Annotated in this window: 20 protein-coding genes, 1 tRNA gene, 2 pseudogenes and 1 riboswitch; of the genes and pseudogenes, 11 read left to right on the top strand and 12 right to left on the bottom strand. The window is 59.6% G+C overall.

Annotation, left to right across the window (positions count from 1 at the left end; genetic code table 11):
• Positions 1-24 precede the first annotated feature (24 nt).
• Positions 25-104, bottom strand: a riboswitch (SAM riboswitch).
• 78 nt (positions 105-182) lie between these two features.
• Complete coding sequence (locus ACFE72_RS04390) at positions 183-1,325, top strand: 2'-deoxycytidine 5'-triphosphate deaminase (RefSeq protein ID WP_375411829.1); 1,143 nt, start codon at positions 183-185, stop codon at positions 1,323-1,325.
• Between the two features lie 76 nt (positions 1,326-1,401).
• Here the strand turns inward: ACFE72_RS04390 and ACFE72_RS04385 are convergent, their stop codons facing one another.
• Positions 1,402-2,739, bottom strand: coding sequence for a PQQ-dependent sugar dehydrogenase (locus ACFE72_RS04385; protein ID WP_375411828.1), 1,338 nt, complete (start codon positions 2,737-2,739; stop codon positions 1,402-1,404).
• Between the two features lie 133 nt (positions 2,740-2,872).
• On the opposite strand from ACFE72_RS04385, the gene ACFE72_RS04380 reads away from it, so the two are divergent.
• The gene (locus ACFE72_RS04380; protein WP_375411827.1) at positions 2,873-3,931 is read left to right on the top strand and encodes a hypothetical protein; all 1,059 of its coding nucleotides are present in this window, start codon (positions 2,873-2,875) and stop codon (positions 3,929-3,931) included.
• A gap of 105 nt (positions 3,932-4,036) precedes the next feature.
• Complete coding sequence (locus ACFE72_RS04375; protein WP_375411826.1) at positions 4,037-5,482, top strand: MATE family efflux transporter; 1,446 nt, start codon at positions 4,037-4,039, stop codon at positions 5,480-5,482.
• 55 nt (positions 5,483-5,537) lie between these two features.
• Here the strand turns inward: ACFE72_RS04375 and ACFE72_RS04370 are convergent, their stop codons facing one another.
• The 4 genes and pseudogenes from ACFE72_RS04370 to ACFE72_RS04355 form a co-directional block, all read right to left on the bottom strand.
• Positions 5,538-6,071, bottom strand: a complete 534-nt coding sequence (locus ACFE72_RS04370) for a hypothetical protein (protein ID WP_375411825.1) — start codon at positions 6,069-6,071, stop codon at positions 5,538-5,540.
• Positions 6,068-6,469 (bottom strand): SRPBCC family protein, encoded by a 402-nt coding sequence (locus ACFE72_RS04365; protein WP_375411824.1) that lies wholly within the window; start codon positions 6,467-6,469, stop codon positions 6,068-6,070. The genes ACFE72_RS04370 and ACFE72_RS04365 overlap by 4 nt, the downstream gene beginning before the upstream one ends.
• Before the next feature lie 26 nt (positions 6,470-6,495).
• Positions 6,496-6,899 (bottom strand): annotated as a pseudogene (locus tag ACFE72_RS04360) (VOC family protein).
• A 52-nt stretch (positions 6,900-6,951) separates the two neighbouring features.
• On the bottom strand, positions 6,952-7,797 hold the full coding sequence (locus ACFE72_RS04355; RefSeq protein ID WP_375411823.1) for a helix-turn-helix transcriptional regulator: 846 nt from the start codon (positions 7,795-7,797) through the stop codon (positions 6,952-6,954).
• A 159-nt stretch (positions 7,798-7,956) separates the two neighbouring features.
• On the opposite strand from ACFE72_RS04355, the gene ACFE72_RS04350 reads away from it, so the two are divergent.
• Positions 7,957-8,030 (top strand) — tRNA-Gly (locus tag ACFE72_RS04350).
• A gap of 71 nt (positions 8,031-8,101) precedes the next feature.
• Here ACFE72_RS04350 and ACFE72_RS04345 read toward each other — a convergent pair.
• The gene (locus ACFE72_RS04345) at positions 8,102-9,598 is read right to left on the bottom strand and encodes an aldehyde dehydrogenase family protein (protein ID WP_375411822.1); all 1,497 of its coding nucleotides are present in this window, start codon (positions 9,596-9,598) and stop codon (positions 8,102-8,104) included.
• Between the two features lie 77 nt (positions 9,599-9,675).
• On the bottom strand, positions 9,676-10,161 hold the full coding sequence (locus ACFE72_RS04340; RefSeq protein WP_375411821.1) for a GNAT family N-acetyltransferase: 486 nt from the start codon (positions 10,159-10,161) through the stop codon (positions 9,676-9,678).
• Between the two features lie 530 nt (positions 10,162-10,691).
• On the opposite strand from ACFE72_RS04340, the gene ACFE72_RS04335 reads away from it, so the two are divergent.
• The 7 genes from ACFE72_RS04335 (at position 10,692) to ACFE72_RS04305 (ending at position 17,230) form a co-directional block, all read left to right on the top strand.
• A complete protein-coding gene (locus ACFE72_RS04335; RefSeq protein ID WP_375411820.1) occupies positions 10,692-11,459 on the top strand; it encodes a phytanoyl-CoA dioxygenase family protein in 768 nt (255 codons plus the stop codon).
• A 76-nt stretch (positions 11,460-11,535) separates the two neighbouring features.
• Complete coding sequence (locus ACFE72_RS04330) at positions 11,536-12,711, top strand: hypothetical protein (protein ID WP_375411819.1); 1,176 nt, start codon at positions 11,536-11,538, stop codon at positions 12,709-12,711.
• Between the two features lie 4 nt (positions 12,712-12,715).
• Entirely contained in the window at positions 12,716-13,513 is a 798-nt protein-coding gene (locus ACFE72_RS04325) for a 2OG-Fe dioxygenase family protein (RefSeq protein WP_375411818.1), read from the top strand.
• A gap of 45 nt (positions 13,514-13,558) precedes the next feature.
• Positions 13,559-14,443, top strand: coding sequence for a DMT family transporter (locus ACFE72_RS04320; RefSeq protein ID WP_375411817.1), 885 nt, complete (start codon positions 13,559-13,561; stop codon positions 14,441-14,443).
• Positions 14,436-14,948, top strand: a complete 513-nt coding sequence (locus ACFE72_RS04315) for a RidA family protein (protein ID WP_375411816.1) — start codon at positions 14,436-14,438, stop codon at positions 14,946-14,948. Before ACFE72_RS04320 ends, ACFE72_RS04315 begins: the two co-directional genes overlap by 8 nt.
• A gap of 14 nt (positions 14,949-14,962) precedes the next feature.
• Complete coding sequence (locus tag ACFE72_RS04310) at positions 14,963-16,345, top strand: aspartate aminotransferase family protein (protein ID WP_375411815.1); 1,383 nt, start codon at positions 14,963-14,965, stop codon at positions 16,343-16,345.
• A gap of 15 nt (positions 16,346-16,360) precedes the next feature.
• Positions 16,361-17,230, top strand: coding sequence for a branched-chain amino acid aminotransferase (locus ACFE72_RS04305; protein WP_375411814.1), 870 nt, complete (start codon positions 16,361-16,363; stop codon positions 17,228-17,230).
• Here the strand turns inward: ACFE72_RS04305 and ACFE72_RS04300 are convergent.
• The 5 genes and pseudogenes from ACFE72_RS04300 to ACFE72_RS04280 all read right to left on the bottom strand — a co-directional run bounded on the left by ACFE72_RS04300 (position 17,179) and on the right by ACFE72_RS04280 (position 21,399).
• Positions 17,179-17,439, bottom strand: a complete 261-nt coding sequence (locus tag ACFE72_RS04300) for a DUF4142 domain-containing protein (protein WP_375411813.1) — start codon at positions 17,437-17,439, stop codon at positions 17,179-17,181. The genes ACFE72_RS04305 and ACFE72_RS04300 overlap by 52 nt on opposite strands.
• Positions 17,440-17,532: 93 nt before the next feature.
• Positions 17,533-18,229 (bottom strand): annotated as a pseudogene (locus ACFE72_RS04295) (RNA polymerase sigma factor).
• A gap of 118 nt (positions 18,230-18,347) precedes the next feature.
• Entirely contained in the window at positions 18,348-18,698 is a 351-nt protein-coding gene (locus tag ACFE72_RS04290; RefSeq protein WP_375411812.1) for a RidA family protein, read from the bottom strand.
• Positions 18,699-18,790: 92 nt separating this feature from the next.
• Positions 18,791-19,708 (bottom strand): hypothetical protein, encoded by a 918-nt coding sequence (locus tag ACFE72_RS04285; RefSeq protein WP_375411811.1) that lies wholly within the window; start codon positions 19,706-19,708, stop codon positions 18,791-18,793.
• 32 nt (positions 19,709-19,740) lie between these two features.
• Positions 19,741-21,399 carry an FAD-binding dehydrogenase gene (locus ACFE72_RS04280; RefSeq protein ID WP_375411810.1) on the bottom strand — a complete coding sequence of 553 codons (1,659 nt, stop codon included), beginning with the start codon at positions 21,397-21,399 and terminating at the stop codon, positions 19,741-19,743.
• Positions 21,400-21,557 lie beyond the last annotated feature (158 nt).

The following is a 21,557-nucleotide window of genomic DNA, read 5'->3' as shown; positions in this document are numbered from 1 at the left end:
TGGAAAAATTTCCACAAGCCGGGATCACACGTGTCCCCGGCCTGTTTAGCGACTTGTTTAACGTGGCTGCAAGCCGGCCGGCTCAAATCACCACGGGATAAGTCGTGCTGTTAATCCACCTCGCCCTTTCCGTCAAGTCCGCCTTCGGATAACCGATAAAGTCGGTATTTTCAGCGGCTGGAATGGCAACGAGCCGTCCCCGAAGGACAACCAACGTGGCGTTTGCGCTTGCCTCCGATGCCAATGGCATTCTGCCCGACCGCATGATCGCGGCGATGGCGGATGCCGGGTTCATTCTGCCGGCCTATCCGTTTGTCGAAAGCCAGATCCAGCCCGCCAGCCTCGATCTGCGGCTTGGCGATACCGCCTACCGCGTCCGCGCCAGCTTCCTGCCCGGTCCGGGTTCGACGGTAGCCGAGCGCATCGACGAATTGAAACTGCACGAAATCGATCTGAGCGATGGCGCGGTACTGGAAACCAACTGCGTCTACATCGTGCCGTTGCTGGAAAGCCTCGCGCTGCCGCCCGAGATTGTCGCCGCCGCCAATCCGAAAAGCTCGACCGGGCGGCTCGATGTGTTCACGCGGGTGATCGCCGACGGCACACGGCGGTTCGACATGATCGGTGCCGGCTATCATGGGCCGCTCTATGCCGAGATCAGCCCGAAGACATTTCCGGTGTTGCTGCGCGAGGGATCGCGGCTGTCGCAGGCGCGTTTTCGCACCGGCGACGCCATCCTCAATGCCGACGAACTTGATGCACTGCACCATCTGGAGCGGCTGGTCGATGCCGACGACGCCGATCTCGTCAACGGCGTGGCCTTGAGCGTCGATCTAAGCGGCGCGAATGCCAATGGCTTTGTTGGCTACCGTGCCAAGCGGCACACCGGCGTGGTCGATATCGATCGCCGCGGCGGATATGCGGTCGAGGAATTCTGGGAGCCGATCGCCGCGCGTCCCGACGGCAGCCTTATCCTCGACCCCGGCGAGTTCTATATCCTGGCATCGAAAGAGGCGGTGCAGGTGCCGCCGGATTACGCCGCCGAAATGGTGCCGTTCGATCCGTTGGTCGGCGAATTCCGCGTGCATTATGCGGGCTTTTTCGATCCGGGCTTCGGTTACGCCGGCACCGGCGGGCACGGTTCGCGCGCGGTGCTGGAAGTACGCTCCCGCGAGGTGCCGTTTATTCTGGAGCACGGCCAGATCGTCGGCCGCCTGGTCTATGAGAAAATGCTGGCGCGGCCCGACGCGCTCTACGGCCAGCGCATCGGTTCCAACTACCAGGCGCAGGGATTGAAGCTCAGCAAGCATTTTCGGGTAGCTTAGCGTGGGGCCTGGATAAGCCAAGCGACATCGAGGACCGGCGCCGTGCTCGCTCCGGCTGTCGTTACGATCATCCGGTCTACTTCATCGCCGACCTGGCCGACGGTGTGACACGCCATACCGCGTTGCCGACATCGTCGGCGACCAGCAACGCGCCTTGCTTGTCGATTCTGACGCCGACGGGGCGTCCCTGTGCTTCGCCCTTGTCATTCAAGAATCCGGTCAGGATATCCTGCGGCTGCCCGGACGGCATGCCGTTGGCGAACGGCACGAAAATCACCTTGTAGCCGGCGCGCGGCTTGCGATTCCACGAACCGTGCTGGCCGACAAAGGCGCCGCCGGCCATCGCTTCCGGAAACAGGTTGCCGGTGTTGAAGGTGAGACCAAGCGACGCGGTATGTGCGCCCAACGCATAATCCGGCGCAATCGCTTTCGCCACCAGATCGGGCCGCTGCGGATCCATGCGGGTATCGACGTGCTGGCCGTAATAGCTATAGGGCCAGCCATAAAACGCGCCGTCCTTTACGGATGTCATATAGTCGGGCACCAGATCGTTGCCGAGTTCATCGCGCTCATTGACGGTAACCCACAACGCGCCGCTCTGCGGCTGCCAGGATGGCCCGTTGGGATTGCGCAGGCCCGATGCAAATACGCGCCATTGTCCGCTGGCACGATCGACTTCGAGAACGGCGGCGCGATTGGCTTCTGCATCTATGCCGTTCTCGCCGACGTTGCTGTTGGAACCGACGGTCGCATACAGTTTGCCGCCGTCCTGGCTGGCGGCAAGATCCTTGGTCCAGTGATGGTTGATGGTGCCGCCCGGCAGGTCAGTGAGCTTTACGCCCGGCGCCGTGATCTTGGTATCGCCATCGTGATATGGAAATTTCATGATAGCGTCGGAGTTCGCCACATAGAAATCGCTACCGACCAGTACCATGCCGAAGGGCGAATTCAGCTTTTCGAGAAACACGCTTTTGGTCTCCGCGACGCCGTCGCCGTCGCCGTCGCGGAGCAGGGTGATACGGTTGGCGCTCGGCACGCCGGCGCCAGCCCATTTCTGTACCTGCTTCATGATGAAACCTTTGACGCCTTTGGCATCATCGGGCTTCGGCGGGGCGTTGCTTTCGGCCACCAACACGTCGCCGTTCGGCAGCACGTAGACGGTGCGCGGATGATCCAGCCCGGTCGCGAACGCATTCACGGCCATGCCGTTGGCGGCGGTGGGTTTGGCGCCGGAGGGCCAGCCTTTGGCGGTTGCGATATTGACGGTAGGAAGTACCGAACTCTGCGGCGCCGGCAGGGTCGGCGCGGCGCCATAACTCTGCTGCGCGGTCGCTGTGTCCTGCGGGTCGTTACAGGCGGCGAGCGGAAGTGCCAGCGCTCCCACACATGTAGCGAGCAGAAGTCGGGTGTGCATGATGGTTCCCTTCGGTTAACCCGTGGTAATTCGCGAACCAGGAGAACGTTCATGACGCCTGTCATGAAAATCATGTGAATTGCGTGTGGCCGGGCTATGCTTGGCAGCGTGCAAAGCAGCGGATGGGGGAGTTATGACCGGACAGAGCGACGCGCAGGAAGCAAAATGGTTGCGATGGCGGAGCATCGCCGACCTTTACCACGCCTATTTCACCGGCCTCATTCTGACCATCGTCACCCGGCGCGGTACGGCCGATGCAGCCGAATTCCTGTTTCGGGTGTTTCGCCGCCAGCAGCAGGAGCGTTTCCTGCCCGGCCTTGAAAAGCTGGGGTTGAGCGGGTTGCCGCCGGCCGTGGCGGCCGCGCAGTACCACTACTTGTCGAACTGGATTGGAGGCGTTTCGGTTGAGTATATGTACGAATCCGATCGCAAGGCCTGGATCCGATATCCGCCGCCGCGCTGGATCTGGCACGGCACCGCGATCTGCGGCGTCCCGGGGGAGGTGTCGCGTGCGATGCTGCGCGGATGGCACGCCAACAATGGCGTGTCACTCGGCAATCCGAAGCTCGGCTTCGTTTGCACCAAGCAGAGCGTGGATGGACAGGATGGCCTCGAAGGCTATTATTACGAATACGACCACGCGCTCGACGTCGATCAGCGCCTGGTATTCGCGCGCCATCTGCAGGCGCCTCCGTTCGATGCTGAAAAAGCCCCGGCGCTGCCGGTATCGATCTGGCCTAAGCCGCGACTTGAGAAAGCGTATCGCAATTACGCGATGGAATATGTGAAGACTGCGGCTCCCGTGGCGGTGCAGCTGTTCGGTCCCGCCGACGCCGGATATCTTTTGCACCTCACCGGTAAACTGATCGGCATGCAATATTTCGATGAGATCGCGCATGGTCTTGGCACGGGCCGCGGAGATGCGCAGAAATTCGATGAGTTTTTGGTCGCGCTGTTTGAAGCGCAGGACGATGTCGTCGAGGCCGGTGACCGGCGCGACGTGTTCGAAACGATTCAGCGCACCTGGAAGCTGATGGACAGCGTTACCGATTATCACCCGGCCTGCGCAAGCGTTCTGAAAGGACTAATCGAAGGCCTTGGCGCCGGTTGTGGCCGAGATATTGCACCGGAGATGAAGCTCGGCCCAGGCGGCGCGCCGCCTTTTGTCTGGTCGATCGGTTCAGGCGTCTGATTGCACTCTTTGCAGACCCCTGATGCGCCGCCGCGGCATGATTTCGTCGCCGATCGGTGATAGGAAACACCGCGCCGCATCAGAATCGGCATTTAGGGAGCAGAAATGTCCGATATCGGGGTCGCCGAACTTCCGCTTACCGATGATGAGAAGCTTCCGCTTCCGCCGATTATGGCGCCGGCACGGAATTTACTGCTCGACGGCCCGATTTTGCGGACACTGCTGCGGCTGGCCTGGCCAAACGTCGTGGCCCTTAGCGCCGGCGTTTGCGTGGTTATTGCGGAGACGTCTTATATCGGTCGGCTCGGCGTCGAGTCGCTTGCTGCAATGGCGCTGGTGTTTCCGTTCGTCATCCTGACCATGACCATGTCGGGCGGCGCCATGGGCGGCGGCGTGTCGTCGGCGATCGCCCGCGCGCTCGGCGCCGGCAATGTCGAGCGCGCATCGATGCTGGCGTCGCACGCGCTGCTGATCGGCGTCTGCTTCGGGCTGGCGTTTACCCTGGGTATGCTGCTCTTCGGGCCGAGGCTGCTGCAATTGCTCGGGGGCCGCGGCGACGTGCTCGGCCAGGCGATCGGCTATGTCCAGATTTTTTTTGGCGGTGTGGTCATCGCGTGGCTGATGAACACGCTGGCGGGAATCCTGCGCGGCACCGGCAACATGAAACTGCCCTCGCTGATGGTGCTCGGCTCTGCGGCCTGCCAGATCATTCTCGGCGGCACGCTTGGACTTGGGCTTGGTCCGGTGCCGCAATTCGGCATGCGCGGCGTCGCCGCCGGTTCGCTGATCGCCTATTCGCTCAGTGGGTCGATCATGGCGTGGTATATTCTGTCCGGCCGCGCGCGGGTCAATTTTGTCATCAAGGGACTCCGAATCCAGCGCGACATGTTCTTTGATATCCTGAAAGTCGGCGCGGTTTCCTGCTTCTCGCCGCTGCAGTCGGTGCTGACCATCACTATCTTCACCCGCATGCTTGCCGACTTCGGCACCGAAGTTCTCGCGGGCTATGGCATCGGTGCCCGGCTCGAATTCATGCTGACCTCGATCGCGTTCGCGGTGGGCATCGCATCGGTGCCGATGGTCGGGATGGCGGTCGGCGCGGGACGGATCGCGCGGGCGCGGCGGATCGCCTGGATTGCCGGTTGCGTATCGTTTGCCTCGGTCGGTTTGGTCGGCACCGTCATTGCCGTCTTTCCCGACCTCTGGGTCAACATTTTCACCAACGATCCCGGCGTGCGCGCCGCCAGCCGGGAATATCTGCATACGGCGGCGCCGATGTACGCCTTCATCGGGCTGTCGATCTCGATGTATTTTTCCTCGCAGGGCGCTGCGAAAGTTCTGGGGCCGGTGCTGGCCCAGACCGCCCGTCTGTTGTTTGTGGGAATCGGGGGCTGGTGGCTGCTGTTGCACCAGCCGACCGCCGCGAACTTCTTTGCACTGGCGGCGGCATCGATGGTGCTGTTGGGCACGCTGTCCGCGTTGAGCGTAATTCTGACCCGATGGGGACCGAAAGCAGTATCGGTGCCGCAAATCCGCCCGGCGCTCTCTTGAATCCATGTCGTTGCGCGGCCTCGCAAAGCACTGGACCGGAATGACGGCCGCAAATTTAAGCCGCCGCGATGCGTCTGGCCAAGAATTGGACGTCGAGACGCCAGCTCGCGCCATTGTCAAGAGAGGTCTCGCCACGCCAAGTGAAGGAATCCGGCGTGATATCGCAAAAGCTCCAGCGCACCGGTTGGCCGTCGGAATTCGTCCCTAGTTGAACGATATCGTTGCCATGCCGGCGCCCGATCATGCTCAGGAAATTCAGCGTTACCGGGTCGTTCCACTGAATCCGCCAGGCGTCGATCCGCGGATCGTAAATCCGCAGCGTGGTGCCGAAGGAATTGGCGTTGGCCGCGGCGTCGCCTTGGCGCAACGCGCCGCGCGGCGGGACGATCCAGACGTCCTGGATCGCACGTCCTTCCAGCGTCCAGCCGAAATGCCACTCGCCTTTGCGTTGACGTATGCCGCCGGCGAAAAACCGGGTAACGTCGAGTTCCCACGCGCCAACCAGCCACCCGTAAAGGTCCATCTTGCCGGCACGATCTGCGGCGGCGCCATCGGCGCCGAGCGCATCGAGAAATGGCGAGGCGCTCATGCGGCGTCGCGCCTGAACTGCTTCTGCATCGCCAGCGCCCCCTGATCCATCTGGCCGTCGATGTAAGGCGCGATTTCGTCCGGCAGCACGTCAGCGATCCACAGCACGCGGCTGCGGTTGTTGCCGTCGGCGAAGACCTGGATCGAGGCGCTGTGCTGTTTTACGCGCGGGCTGACAACGGAATAGACCAGCCGCATCCGCGCTTCGTCCATGGTGACCAGCAATTCCTGCGCGACATTGCCATTGGCGAAGGTGACGAAACGGGAATCACCATCGAGCTTGCAATCGATGACAAAACCCGGCGCGACGCGCTGATGCACCGCGCCGAAATCACGCGCCGCGGCCCAAACTTCGTCGGGACGGGCGTCAAGAGGAATCTCCTTGTAGATGGAAGCCACGGCTGGTTTCTCCGGTTTGAAACTCGTCATCCTGAGAAGCCGCGCTGTTGCGCGGCGTCTCGAAGAAGCGATGGGACATGCGGCCACACCGCTTCAATATTGTTGCCGTCGGGATCGATCAGAAACGCGGCGTAATAAATCGGCTGTAATCGGCGCGCGGTCCTGCGCCATTGTCGCGGCCACCGGCTTTCAGACCCTCGGCATGGAATTCTTGATCGCGGCGTGAGCGGGCGCGCGGAACGCGACATGCGCGCCCGCCGCGATGTCCCTGCTCGGATAGAGCCACAGCGCCGGCTTGCCTTTGGGCCCGAAACCCGCGCCGCTGGCGTCGCGCGAGCACAGCACATATCCGAGCGGCTTCAATGCCGCTTCGTAAACGCGCACGCTTTTGTCGAGATTTTGAGGTTTTCAATCCAATGTGGTCGTACATGACGTGCTCCCCGATCGGCGCGCAAGCGGCCCGCTTTCGGAAATCATCCTAGTCAGTGCACGGCCAGCCGATCTTGGAGAATCTTGCGGTCGCCGCGTGACGCCTGGCGGAACCGGAGCGGCGAAACGCCGGCGGCGCGATGGAAGGTGCGGACGAAATTGGAGAGATCGCCGAACCCGACGTCGAACGCGATGTCGGTGATCGAACGGCCGCCGTCATCAGCCAGCATGCGTGCGGCATGACGCAGCCGCGAGCGCACCAGATACTGGTGCGGACTGACGCCGAGGGTGCTGGAAAACAGCCGCAGGAAATGAAACGGACTGAGGCCGGCCTGATCGGCGGCGTCTTCCAGGTCGATCTGCCGCTGCGAATGCGCATCGATCCATAGCGCCGTCTCCACTGCGCGGCGGCGATCACGCGCGGCCGCCCGCATCGGCTTTTGCGTCCGTCCCGAAACCACCTCGACAAAACGGTTCGCCAGCACGTGCCCCATTTCGTCAAGCCCGATATCGCTGCGGCCGCAAGCCGCAGCCTGGGCGAGTTCACCGAGCACCATCAATTCGGGCAGCGGCGGCGCGCAGCCGGTGTGCCAGACATCGGCTCGGCCGCCGATGCTGTCGACCAGCTCGGGCGCAAGGGCGAACGACAGGCATTCGTCGCCGCAGATATGGTGGTCATGAGTGCAGACGTATTCGTCGCCGGGATGGCCGACCAAGATGGATCCGGCCACCAGTTCGAACGATTGACCGCGCTTGGTGCATCCGAAGCTGCCCTTGCGGACGTAGGCGACCGAATGGCAGTGATGCTGTTCGACAAACGGTTTTGTGTCCGGCCGGGCGGTGCAGCGGTAGTCATATACGGAGATCAAATCGCCTTGCAGCAGGACAGTTGCCGTCATGCTGCAATTCTAGCTCTGCGGGGGGATCGGGGCAACCGAAAGCAGGAAAATCGAGCCGTGTTACGGGTTGGTCGGGAAATGCTCCGCCGCCGACGCGGCGTCAGAACCGCTTGGCGGATCGGGCGGTCTCGGCTAAATCAAAGGCTGGGGAATAACGACGCGGGCGTAGTTCAATGGTAGAACGGCAGCTTCCCAAGCTGCATACGAGGGTTCGATTCCCTTCGCCCGCTCCAGCTCTCCGAACCGGTCGAAACCGGCGCCGCTCCAGCCCCGGAGCGGTCTGCATGAATGCCGAATTCCACCGTTACGCCGTCTTGATCCAGACTGCCTTGACGTTGAGGTAGTCGTCGACGTGTTGCAGCCCGGATTCCCGGCCATACCCGCTCATCTTGTAGCCTCCAAACGGGACCGCGGGGTCCATGGCCTGGTAACAGTTCACCCAGACGGAGCCCGCGCGAATCGCTCCGGCGAGGCGATGGGCCTTACTGACGTCGCGTGTCCAAATGCCACTGCCGAGTCCGAACATTGTGGAGTTTGCGCGCCGCACCAACTCATCAATGTCTTCGAAAGATATTGCCGAGATCACCGGCCCAAATATCTCTTCCTGAGCGATGCGCATATCGTCAACGACATCTGCAAAAACCGTCGGCGCGACAAAATAGCCTTGTGCCAGCGCCCCTTCTTTCAGCCGGGTGCCGCCGGCAATCGCCCGCGCTCCTTCCTGTCGACCGAGGTCGAGATAGGAGGTTACGCGGTCTAGCTGCTGTTCGGAAACGAGCGGACCAATCTGGGTTTCCGGATCGAGGCCGTTGCCAACGCGCAGGCGCTTGCCGAACTCTGCAACGCGATCGACGAATTCCGCATAGATTCGCCGCTCCACAAACAGTCGAGTTCCGGCGCTGCAGGTCTGACCGGAGTTGGCGAATACGCCCATCGCCGCACCGGCCACCGCCAGTTCCAGGTCGGCATCGGCAAATACGACGTCTGGCGACTTGCCGCCGAGTTCCAGCGACACCCGCTTAAGGTTTCCTGCTGACGCCTTCACGACCGATTGGCCAGTGACGTGGGAGCCGGTAAAGGCGACCTTGTCGACGTCTGGATGCGCAGCCAGCGCCGCGCCGGCGGTTTCTCCGAAGCCGGGAACGATATTGATAACACCTGGTGGAACACCGGCCTCAAGAGCCAACTCGCCGAGCCGTAACGGCGTCAGAGAAGCTTCTTCGGCGGGTTTCAGCACCACGGTGCAGCCGGTAGCGAGGGCAGGCCCGATCTTCCAGATCGCCGCGCCGAGAGGACCATTCCACGGAATGATCGCGCCGACGACGCCGACCGGCTCTTTCAGCGTATATGAAAAGAAATCACCCGGCTGTGAGTTATGAATCGTTTCTCCGTGGATCGAAGTGGCCTGACCGGCGTAGTAGCGCAGCATACCCAAAGCGCGGCGCCGCGACCCCCGCGTTCGGCTGATCGGTGCGCCCATGTCGAGCGTATCGAGCGCGCTGAGTTCATCGAAATGGCGTTCCACAAGGTCGGCAAGCCGTAGCAGAATCTCCTGGCGCTCAAACGGCTTGAATTTGCTCCATGGACCGTCGAAAGCTCGACGCGCCGCGATCACAGCACGATCGATATCTTCCTCGCTGCCCTCGGCAACCGTGGCAAGTAGCTCGCCAGTTGCCGGATTTATGCTCTCAAACTCTTTTCCCGATGCCGCGCTCACCCATTTCCCATCGATCAGAATTTTCTTGAACGAACCATCGGCATATTTGTGACGTGCAAACGGCAGGGCTTTTGCTTTTGTCATTTCTCGATCCTCGTAAGAATCCGCATTCCAGTTTCAACTGACGGAGCGCTTGCTCGACGTGGAACGGTTACTGGGGCTTACCCAGACTCTTCCCGCTCATCTTTCTTGGCAACTCGAGCATCAAGAGGACGAACGAGATATCGCACCAGTTTCTGATTGGCGACCGCTCGCCCTCTCTCGCTAAATCCCAACGAAACATGGAATGCGTCCGATGTCGGATTTGGCGGGGCCACGTTGACCTCGCATCCTACGATCTCCCGGCCCGCGCGCCGCGCCTTACAGAATAAATCCATATAAAGCGAACGCGCCAAGCCACGTCTCCGTGCTCCGGGAGTGATGACCACGCGGTCGACGTAGACAAAACGCGGATAGCGCTGCCGAAACCAAAGATAATTCGGGCTACGGTATTCAGCACTTTCGTCAAACGCCAACAAGAACCCGTCAAGGTCACCGACCCTGCGGGCGTGAAATGCGTGTTCTACGAGCCAGCGCAACTGACCGTAATCAAGATAGGAAAGCTCTTCCGCATAGGCGTTGTTCAGCTCGAGGACGGCCTTCTCCAAGGAAGACGGGATTGGTGACGGTGAAGAAGTGCACATCGGTCACATCGCGGACAAAGATCAATCGGGTTTCACAATCTCCGCTCTAGCTCCCGCACATCAAGAACGCAGCGCCTGGAGCCATCGCGGATTTAGGCATCGAAGTTTGCCCTCGGGGTCGGTTCGGACGTTGAAAGTAGGGGTCTGGTGAAGCAATCGGTTGTGAATTTCACACCCCGCCCGGCCGCCTGGCGCCTCGAATATGTCGATAAATCTTTACCGTTTAAAGGCTGCTCGCCAATATATAATGAAATATATAGTAATAATATATCATACAATATTTAAGTATATCGCGACTAGACCGTTATATTGATGTATATATAAGATATACCTTTGAATATTTAAGTATTGCCCAATTTCCGCCAAGGACGATTACTCTTGTAGGCGGTGCCGCCAAACTTCGGCCCTCCGGGATCAGGCCCCCCATCCTCAAGGCTCAAAGGCCGAAGCCGCGGGCGCGTCCCAGTCCCTCTATTCAACTAGCGAGGATCATCATGACCACTCTGGCCCATCGCGAAACCACGCTTGACCAGCTGACCCGAGATGTTGAACAGCATTACCAAACGGTCTTCACCGCAGATGAAATTTGGCGGCTTCGCAACAACCTGTTGCGCGACGGATACATAAGACTGACGGAGCTTCTCCCGCGCAACGTCATGGCCGCTCTCCAGAAGGACGTGAAATCGATCGTTGCCAAGGCCGCCCGCCGAATAGACATCACGGTGGAGCACACCGGCAACACGCCGCGCAAAATGTCGACCGTCAATTTCGCGGACATCACCAAATTCGGCGAGTTCGCGCCGTCATTATATGCGTTGAAACCCTTGCGCAATTTGCTCAGTCAGGTAGCCGGTCATGATGTACGCGACTGCGAATACCAGCCGGAGAGGCTGACGATAACCAAACAAGAAAAGCCCGGCGACACTCACGGCTGGCACTGGGGCGACTACCAATACGCGCTGATATTCATCATCGAGGCGCCCTCGGTAGATGCGGGCGGGATGCTGCAGTGTGTGCCGCACACGACCTGGAACAAGAAAGACCCGCAGATCAACCGATTTTTATCTGAAAATCCGATACGGAGTTATCACCACGATAGTGGAGACATCTACTTCTTCCGCACCGATACAACATTGCATCGAACGTCGCCGATTGAACGCGACTGCCTCAGGATCATTTTGAATTTCACCTATGCCGGTCCTGACGACCTCAACAAGGATCGGACGCATGAAACGATGGAAGCGATTTATGAGTTTGCTTGAGCAAGGACAGGTATGGCGTGCGAGATGAGCCGGCCTCATCTCGCACAAGTCAACTCAAACAAATCAGGGGCGGAAAATGCATATCGGTCTTATCGGTTCATCGCTTCGGGAAAATGAACGGCGGGCTCCAATCCACCCTCGTCACTTTCCTGCTCTTGCGCCCGAGGTCCAGCAAAAACTGGTGATCGAAAAGGGCTATGGAGAAAGGTTCAACGTCAGTGACAAGGAGCTTGCGCCTTTTGTGCAGGCTTTCGCCACCCGCGACGAAATCCTGCGGCGGGCGCAACTTGTCATTCTCGCCAAGCCGATGGAGGCCGATCTGCATGCGTTGCGCGAGGGCAGCACCCTGTGGGGATGGCTGCATTTCGTTCTCTATGGGCATCTCGCCGATATCGCCATCGAACGACGCCTCAGCGTAATCACTTGGGAAGGTATGTATGAAGGCGCCTTCAGCGGCGGTCGTCGCCTTCATACCTTTTTTGAAAACAACATGCTCGCCGGTTACTCCGGGGTCATTCACGCCCTCGGACGCATGGGCATCGACGGACGCTTCGGGCCTGCACGCAGAGTTATCGTGATCGGGTACGGCTATGCAGGCCGCGGCGCCGTTATGGCGCTTCAATCGATGGGTTTCAAGGAAGTTGTCGTATTCACGCAACGCGACCCTTCATCCATCGAGGAACCGATGCTGGACGCGCAATACAGGAAACTTGGAATCGACTCCGCGGGCAGGGCGACCGCAGTCGACGACAACGGCAATGAACAACCGTTCGTAAGCGAACTGCGGTCTTCAGACATCATCGTCAACTGCATCGTACAGGATCCCGAAATGCCGATCATGTTCGTCGCCGAGGAGGAGGTAGCGAAGCTGGATCACCCTTGCCTGATCGTGGACATCAGTTGCGATCCGGGAATGGGCTTTCCATTCTCACGCACGACGACTTTTGAGAAGCCGACATTCAAGGTCGGCAAGATGACGATATGCGCCGTTGATCATACGCCGGCGTATCATTGGGACGCCGCGACATGGGGAATATCCAAGGCACTCGTTCCTCATATCGCGACGGTCGCTTCCGGCCCGAAGCAATGGCGTAAAAACAGCACCATCAGTGACGCAATCGAGATTGAGAACGGGATGATTCTAAACAGGAAGATCATTTCGTTTCAGGATCGATCGAGCGTCTATCCTTTTAAGCGCTCGCCAAGCGCGTATCCCGCCCCCACGCCCGCAATATCCGTTCAGGTGAGTTGAAACCATGATGAACCAAGGTCAACTGGCGCGCACGCCCGCTCCGTTGGAGCAATTCGGCTTCGAGAAATTTGCGATTGGCGCCGCCGACGTCAATCTGGAAATCGACTCTCATCTGGACCAGATAAAAAGCGAATTCGACGCATTGAGACGCGATCCATACGGCCCGTCGGATAATCGCTTTCGCAGCTACGCGCGCGGTCTCCTCCTCCCGTGGAGATCGAGTTTCGAGTGGATACCTCATACCACCCTTGTGAACGGGCACCCCACAACCGAGTACTTTCAAGGGCCTTATAATCCGCACTTCTCCGGAGAGAGAAGAATTCTTCCGTCGATTACGGAGAAGACAAAATCGAATCCGTTGCTGCTTCGGCTGATATGGCTAAATTTCGACCGGACATTCTGGCCCAAGGAGCTACGCGCATATCCGCTCCAGGTGGGAGTTTCATTCATAAAGCTGCAGGTAGACACGGAGAATCGTCGCGCATTGTCTACCCCGGACAATTTTCACCAGGACGGCGAAACCTTCACCTTCGCCCATCTGGTGAAGCGAAACGGAGTGCTGGGCGGCATCAACGCCATCACCCATCCGTCAGGGGCAGGAAAAACCCTTCATGAAGTTCCGCGTGATGATCTGCTTGCTGAATTTGAACTTCGCCAGCCGCTGGAATCCTATGCGATATTTGATCCCATGGTCAGCCATTATGTGAGTCCGATCGAACTGGCGGAGGGCAACAGGGGTGAGCGGAGTATCATGCTCATCGATTTTACGCCGATGATCACCCAGCACCACGTACCGCGGTAGTTCTGCACGTTCGAACTGAAATTTTGCACGTCTAAGGGAATCACAATGACGGCGAACTCAAGGGCGGTCCTTTGGATCATATCTTCGTGCTTTTTGTTCAGCTCGATGAACGCCCTTGCGAAGCTGCTGTTCGCAACCGGGACGTTGGGCGGATTGCATCCGTTACAGGTGACTTTCGCCAGATATGTGTTTGCCGCCGCTGCCCTGCTGCCGTTCGCATTTCGCGAAGCCCGCTTTCCGTCCAAAGCGATGTTTGTCAGATATGCGGTGAGGGTCTTGGGCGGCTATTTCGGTGTAGTCTTCATGTTTTTGGCATTGGAAAAGATGCGTTTGAGCGATGCGACGGCGATAGGTTTCACAAGCCCTTTCTTTGCCATCGCGTTGGCGGCCCTGCTTCTGGGCGAACGGCCGGACCGGCGGCGTTGGCTGGCTGCCGTCATCGGATTCGTCGGCGTCCTGGTCATCACGCGTCCATCGGGATCCACGGTCGAGCCAGCGGCACTATTTGCGCTGCTTGCGGCCTTCGCGATGGGTATCGAGATTGTCGGCGTGAAATGGGTAAGTGAGGTCGACAAGCCTACGGTGGTCATTCTGCTTAGCAATCTCCTGGCCGTTCCGCTCGGAGCCGTGGCTGCGGCGCCTGTCTGGATCGCCCCCAGTGCATCCCAATGGCTGCTCCTGGTTGCGATTGGAGTAGTTGCGGCCGTTGGCCAGCAATGTGTCTTACGCGGCGCCCGGTTAGGTGAGGCAAGTTTCATCGCGCCCTTTTTCTACTTCTCTCTCGTGTTTGCAACATTGCTCGGCGCCGTCATTTTCAACGAAGTTCCTCCGCTATCCACACTCATCGGCTCGGCAATCATCTTCGTCGGAGTTCTGCTGCCCGCCGAGCCGCGTCTCGCGCCACTGCTGCGAGGTAAACTCCGTGAATGAACGCGCCCATCCTCCATCTGAAGAAAGAAGCCTGGCTTCCATGAACGGAAATCGCCGAACCGGAACAACTCGTGCGCCGCGCGCGCGCGATGGCCACGTCGCGTCGCAGCGCATTTTCGTTACCAGTGGAAAAGGCGTGCCGCCAAGTCTTGCAGGGATAAGTCACGCCGTGGCCGCCGGGCCGTTCTGCCACACGGGCGGCCAACTGGCGATCGACTCGAACGGACGGCTTGTTCAAGGCTCTGCGGGCACGCAGGCGCGGTTGGCCTTCAGAAATCTGTTTGCGGTTCTCGCCGCTGCCGGTTTCTCAAGGTCGGACGTCGTATTCGTCGATATCGCGTTAACGGACATCGACGAGCTTGCGGAAGTAAACATCGAATTTCATCGCGTATTTCCAAGGCAACCCAGGCCGGCGCGCGCGGTGCTTCAAGCATCGGTGCTTCCGTTACGGGCCAAAGTACGGTTGTACGGCGTCGCGATACGCAATCAGGTCTCGTCGAACTGAAAGGTACCGCGTCAATGCGATTGGAAAGCCCTAGATCTTCAAACGTATTCCCGCGGCAGATCGGGCTCGATCTGCCAATCGTCGATCACGGCAAGGGCGCTTACATCATTGACACAGACGGGCGCGAATACCTGGACGCGTCAGGCGGTCCCGCCGTTTCCTGCCTTGGCCACGACGATCCCGATGTGATCGCGGCGATCAAGGAACAGGTTGATCGTATCGCCTTCGCGCACACCTCTTATTTCACCTCGCTTGCGGCGGAAACCTTGGCGGACCTGATCATCGGCGAGGCGCCCGCCGGCTTCGGTAAATTATACTTGACCGGCAGCGGTTCCGAGGCGGTCGAAGCCTCGCTGAAAATGGCGCGGCAATATTTTGTTCAATCCGGACTTCCCTCGAAGACAAAATTCATCGCGCGTCATCAAAGTTATCACGGCGCAACTCTCGGAGCTGTTGCGCTAGGCGGCGTCGAGTGGAGACGAAGTCTTTACGCGCCGCTTACCATGCAATGTGGCTTTATTCCGCCATGCTATGCTTATCGCATGCGGCACGCCGGGGAATCTGACGAAGCATACGGCCTCCGGGCGGCGAATGCGCTCGAAACAGAAATCCTGCATCTCGGCCCGGAGAATGTTGCGGGGTTCATTGCGGAAACGATAGTTGGCGCAACGTCCGGTGCGGTTGCAGCCGTACCGGGGTATTTTGCGAGGATTCGGAAGATCTGCGACCGATACAACGTTCTTCTCATCCTGGATGAGGTCATGTGTGGAATGGGAAGAACGGGATCTACATTTTCCTGCCAGGATGAAGGCGTTGCACCCGACCTTATCTGCGTGGCCAAGGGTCTCGCGGGAGGATATCAGGCAATTGCCGCCGTCGTGGTTTCAAATCGCGTCTATGACGCCTTCATTGAAGGAGATGGAATCTTTCATCACGGCCAAACCTACATGGGACATCCGGTCGCCTGTGCGGCCGCCTTGGCTGTTCAACGGAAGATCCGCGACCGCGATCTGCTCGCCAATGTGGTGAAGCAGGGAGGGTATCTGATGAACGAGCTGAAATCGCGCCTTGCTCAGCACCCGTTCGTGGGAGACATCAGAGGCAGGGGCCTGTTTGTCGGGATCGAGCTGGTGGTCGACAGGCCGACCAAGGCGCCCTTCAATCCGGCGGTGAAGCTGCATAAGCGGGTCAAACAGGCCGCTTTCAACCGGGGCCTCATTTGTTATCCCGGCGGCGGCACCATCGACGGCCGGCGGGGTGATCACATTCTTGTCTCGCCGCCATTCATCGTCACTCGGTCCGACATCGACCGGATCATCGATCTGCTGATTCCGGCGATCGACGATGCCGTCGCCGGCGCAAAATGTTCCTCAATGAGCCTGATGGACAAGCAATAACCGGGGAGGCGCGCCGTGGATGTGCTCACATTTGCAAACAATGGCTGGATAGACGACGATGCTCCCGTAGTCCGGGTGCGCGACCATGCGCTGTGGATGGCCTCAACGGTATTTGACGGTATTCGCGCGTTCGAGAACGTGATTCCGGACGTTGACAGGCACTGCGAAAGATTGATCGCCTCGGCGCAGGTCATGGGCCTTGCGCCGACCCTGAATGCGATCGATATCGAAATTCTCGTTCGCGAAGGCGTAGGACGGTTTCCTCGCGATACGGCGCTTTATATCAGGCCCATGTTCTGGGCGTCGGAAGGCTGGGCTGTGCCGATCGCAGAGAGTACACAGTTCGGACTGGTCGTGCAGCGGGCTCCGCTTCCGTCCTCCGAAGGGTTCAGCGCCTGCCTTTCCCCGGTCAGGCGTCCATCGCCGGATACGGCACCAACCGAAGCGAAGGCCGCCTGCCTTTATCCCGCGACGGCGCGGGCGTTGCGCACCGCCCGCGCTGCGGGATTTGAAAATGCAATCGTTCTTGACCCGTTCGGCAACGTTGCGGAATTCGCCACCGCGAACCTGTTTTACGTGACGGGCGGCCAGGTATTCACGCCGCAACCGAACGGCACTTTTCTGGACGGCATAACAAGGCAGCGCGTGATCTCCCTGCTTCGGCGCGATGGGAAGGTTGTGGTAGAGACCACGGTTCAATTCGAACAGGTTGAACATGCTGACGAAGTTTTTTCGACCGGTAATTTCGGCAAGGTGCAGCCATTGCGCCGGCTGGGCAACAGGAAGTTCGATATTGGGCCTGTTACCAGGAGGGCAAGGCAGCTTTACCGGGATTATGCACTCGAATCCGCTGGGCTCTCCAGCGCGCTGTTGACCGCCTTGTGATAGGCGACTTCGTTGGCCACGTAGGCCTTGTCGTAGGCGGCGCCGCTCAGCTCGGCGAGTTCGGCCAGCTTGTCGGCGGCGTTTTGGATCACGCCGGCGGTGTAGGCGATATGCGCGATCTGCGGATCGGTCGGCTTGGTGCCCTGGGCAAGGGCCGCACCGCTCAACAGGCTAACCGCGGCGACCGCCGCGCTCAATCGAACGAACATGGTCTGGCACTCCTGTGGCAATCGGCATGAAGCGCCGGCGCTGCTGGTTGAACACAGGGGTTGGATGGCGCGCCGGCGCAAAGGTTCCCGAAATTACGCGGACAGGCCGAGCCGCTTCAAAACCGCCTCGGTCAGGCTCGCAGCGTTTTCCTGCGAACGGGAACGCTTCCAGCACCACCGGGCCGATCTTCCTTTCCACATTTTCCTTCAGCATGGCGCGGGCGCGGTGCAGCCGCGTCTTGACAGTTTCCGGTTTGATGTCGAGCAGCTCGGCGGTTTCCTCGACATTCATTCCCTCGAGGACCCGGGTGATGAAGACGATGCGGAACGCCTCAGGCAGATCGTCGATGGCATGTTCGACGACATGCTGGATTTCACGTTGCGCCATGGTCTTTTCCGGATCTTCGGCTGCGGCCGAATTCGGGAACTGGATGATCTGCGCATCCAGCGCTCCCGGCCGCAAGGTACTCAATTCGACGCTGGGACGCTGCCGGCGCAGCCGTCCCAGCGCCTCGTTCATGGCGATGCGGGCCAGCCAGGTGGCGAGGCTGGAGTCGCCGCGAAAACTCTCCAGATGGGTGAACGCGCGAAGATAGGTTTCCTGGACCACGTCCTCGGCTTCGCCGTCGTTGCGCAGGATGCCGCGGGCGATCCGGTACAGCCTGCGATTATTCGCCTGCATGATGGCGCGAACGGCCGCCTCGTCCCGGGCGCGGGCACGCCGGACAAGGTCGGCGTCGCCGCTTGGAACGCCGGCGATCTGGGCGGCTGGTGCGTGGCGCGTGAGCATAAGTGGGGTCCGGGGTCGCTGTACCGCTGCATGTTGGATGCGGCAGCGGCAATGAGGTTCCCACACGCCGTCGTGTCGACCTTTTGCCGGCCGTCCGCTTCCGCGATGTTGCGCAATATTACCGCGCCGCGATCACCATGATCTCCACGCCATAACGCGGGGCCGCAAGTTTGGCCTCCACGGTGGCGCGCGCCGGTGCATTTCCCGCTGAAACCCAGCCGTCCCACACCGCGTTCATCTCTGCATAGGTACCCATATCGGCAAGATAGATCGTCGCCGTCAGCAGCTTCGATTTGTCGCTCCCGGCTTTCTTGAGATGGCTGTCGATGATCGAGAGCACCTCTTTGGTCTGCTCCGTCACGCTTTTGCCCGCTGCCGTATTGGCTACAACGCCGGCAAGATAGACGGTGTCGCCATGGACCACGGCCTGGCTCATGCGCGGCCCGGTCTCGAAACGCTGGATGGTCATGCTCTTCTCCGAATTTGCGTGGCCTAACGTGTTGGATGCTTAACTTGTTGCGTGGACTGCGTAGAGGTTTCGAGGCCGATTGTTGGATGAGTTTACGTACACCCACGGCCTTCGTAGATCGTCTTAAAACCGTCTTTGTTGCGAAATTCAAACTGTTTCATTGTCGGATTGTAGAGGAGCAATCCACTGCTCGAATTGCGGAGAATGTTGCGCTCTAAGCATCCACCATCCTTGTCGATTATAGCTTGAACGTTGTTGGGTACAGCAAGCTCACTTCTAAGCCAAGCGGCGCCGGCGTTATTCGAAGTAACGAACAGGCCCAACAGAGTGGCAACCGCTAGCGTTCGCGCGGGCAAATATTCGTTTTTGTATCCCATCCAAAAGAATAGAATCAGAAAGCTTTGAAAGATTAAATCAGGTATCATAACCAGCGTGAAGTTGCTGATATTGAAATGCTTAAATAAAGCAGTTGCGGCGTAAAAGAAGATGAGAAGGAGAATATAGACTCCCCAAAACATATGCGCGTTAGCATGATGCTTGACGAAGAAATTCTCAGCGATTTCATGAAAGGCGGCTGAGATGTTAGCCCCAGTGAAGGTACTGAGTATCGAGAAGTAGACCGAAACCAAACAGTACAGTCCTAGGACGCCAACAAAATATTGCAGAACTGGAATGTTCGCGCCGGCGAGATCGGCGATCGAAAAGAATTCTACGAAGTTGCCGTGAACGCCTGAGAAGTATCCGGCGTTGAACGATGCAATGGTGCAAACGTAAAGAAGGGATATAGCAGTCAGAAATTCACCTATCGAGATTTTTGAAAACCCTCCAGATGACTTTAGAGGCAGATGTTCGGTCGGTGCCAAGATTTCCGGTTCATATTGAATTGCATGCTCCTCCTCACGTCGAGCAGGCTGTCGTCCTTGCTTTTTGTGGTCAATGATTTTTCGGGACATCGGAACTATAGGCTCAGCAGGATCGGAGCAGAATAGCACACCGCGCTCAAGGAGCATCGCGCATCTTCCGGCCTCATCGTCTCGATTCCTTACGCCACCGCCTTCGCTGCCGCGCGTCCCGCATTCCTCCCGGAAAACAGGCAGCCGCCGAGAAACGTGCCTTCCAGCGAGCGGTAGCCGTGCATGCCGCCGCCGCCGAAGCCGGCGGCTTCACCGGCGGCATAGAGGCCCGACATGATCTCGCCATCGCCGCCGAACACCCGCGAGTCCAGGTCGGTCTCGAAACCGCCCAGCGTCTTGCGGGTCAGGATGTTGAGTTTCACCGCGATCAGCGGACCATGCGCGGGATCGAGGATGCGGTGCGGCTTTGCGGTGCGGATCAACTTGTCGCCGATATATTTGCGCGCATTGTGGATGCTCATCACCTGGGTGTCCTTGACATAAGGATTGGCGATCTCGCGGTCGCGCGCAGCGATCTGACGTTCCACATAGTCGAGCTTGAGCAGATTGTCGCCGCTGAGCGCGTTCATCGCGGCGATCAGATCGGCAAGGTTGTCGCGGACGATGAAGTCGATGCCCTTGCTCTTGAACGCTTCCACCGGCGCGGGCGCACCCTTATTGGTGGCGCGGCGCGCCGTCATCAGCCAGCTTTTGCCGGTGAGGTCGGGGTTTTGTTCGGACCCGGATAGAGCAAACTCCTTCTTGATAATGCTTTGGGTGAGCACGAACCATGAATAGTCGTAGCCGGTCGACATGATGTATTGCAGCTGGCCGAGCGTATCGGAGCCGGGAAACAGCGGCGGGGGCAGCCGCGTGCCCGTGGCGTCGAACCACATTGATGACGGGCCGGGCAGGATGCGGATGCCATGCATCGGCCAGATCGGATTCCAGTTCTGGATGCCTTCGACGTAATGCCACATCCGGTCGCGGTTGATCAGCCGCGCGCCGGCGGCTTCGGTGATGCCGATCATGCGGCCGTCGACATGCGCGGGCACGCCGGAAATCATGTTCTTTGGCGCCTCGCCGAGGCGTTTCGGCCAGTTCTGCCGGACCAGGTCGTGATTGCCGCCGATACCGCCGCAAGCGATGATCACCGCCTGCGCGGTTAGCTTGAAACTGCCAATGACGTTGCGCGAACTACTCTGGCCGCGCGCTGCGGATGAGGGCTCGAGGATCGCGCCGCTGACGCCGTCGATCGTGCCGCCGGCCGACGTCAGCGCATCGACCCGATGGCGAAAGCGGAAGCTGAGCAGGCCGCTCGCCTGGGCCTCGCGTGCGCGGCGCTCGAACGGCTCGACGATGCCCGGGCCGGTGCCCCAGCTGACATGGAATCGCGGCACCGAATTGCCATGGCCCATAGCGTCGTAGCCGCCCCGCTCGGCCCAACCGACCACCGGAAAGATCCGGTGCCCCATGGCGCGGAGCCAGTCGCGTTTTTCGCCCGCGGCAAATGCTACATAGGCTTCGGCCCAGCGCCTCGGCCAGTGATCCTCGTCGCGGTCGAAGCCGGCCGATCCCATCCAGTCCTGCAGCGCCAGATCGTAGCTGTCCTTGATGCCAAGCCGGCGCTGCTCGGGCGAATCCACCAGGAACAATCCGCCGAACGACCAGAAGGCCTGGCCGCCGAGGCTCTGTTCGCCCTCCTGATCGACAATGATGACGTGTTTTCCGGCGTCGGCAATTTCGGTCGCCGCGACGAGGCCCGCAAGCCCGCCGCCGACCACAATGACATCAGCTTCATCGGCCATCGGATGGTCTCCCTGCGCTTGGCGGAATAGAAGCCCGCCGCTTCAATCCCGGTCAACGGCAAATGCGTCGTGACCGGCAGTCCTCACCCTTGGCTGTTCCAGTTCGGGACCTGACGAAGCGCGGGTGCATCCCGCGTGCAACACTCGATTTGAATTTG

The sequence above is a fragment of the uncultured Bradyrhizobium sp. genome (genome assembly GCF_964252615.1).
Classification (GTDB): domain Bacteria; phylum Pseudomonadota; class Alphaproteobacteria; order Rhizobiales; family Xanthobacteraceae; genus Bradyrhizobium.
The sequence above is the reverse complement of the archived record's forward strand: the minus strand, read 5'-3'. Positions and strand labels throughout refer to the sequence as shown.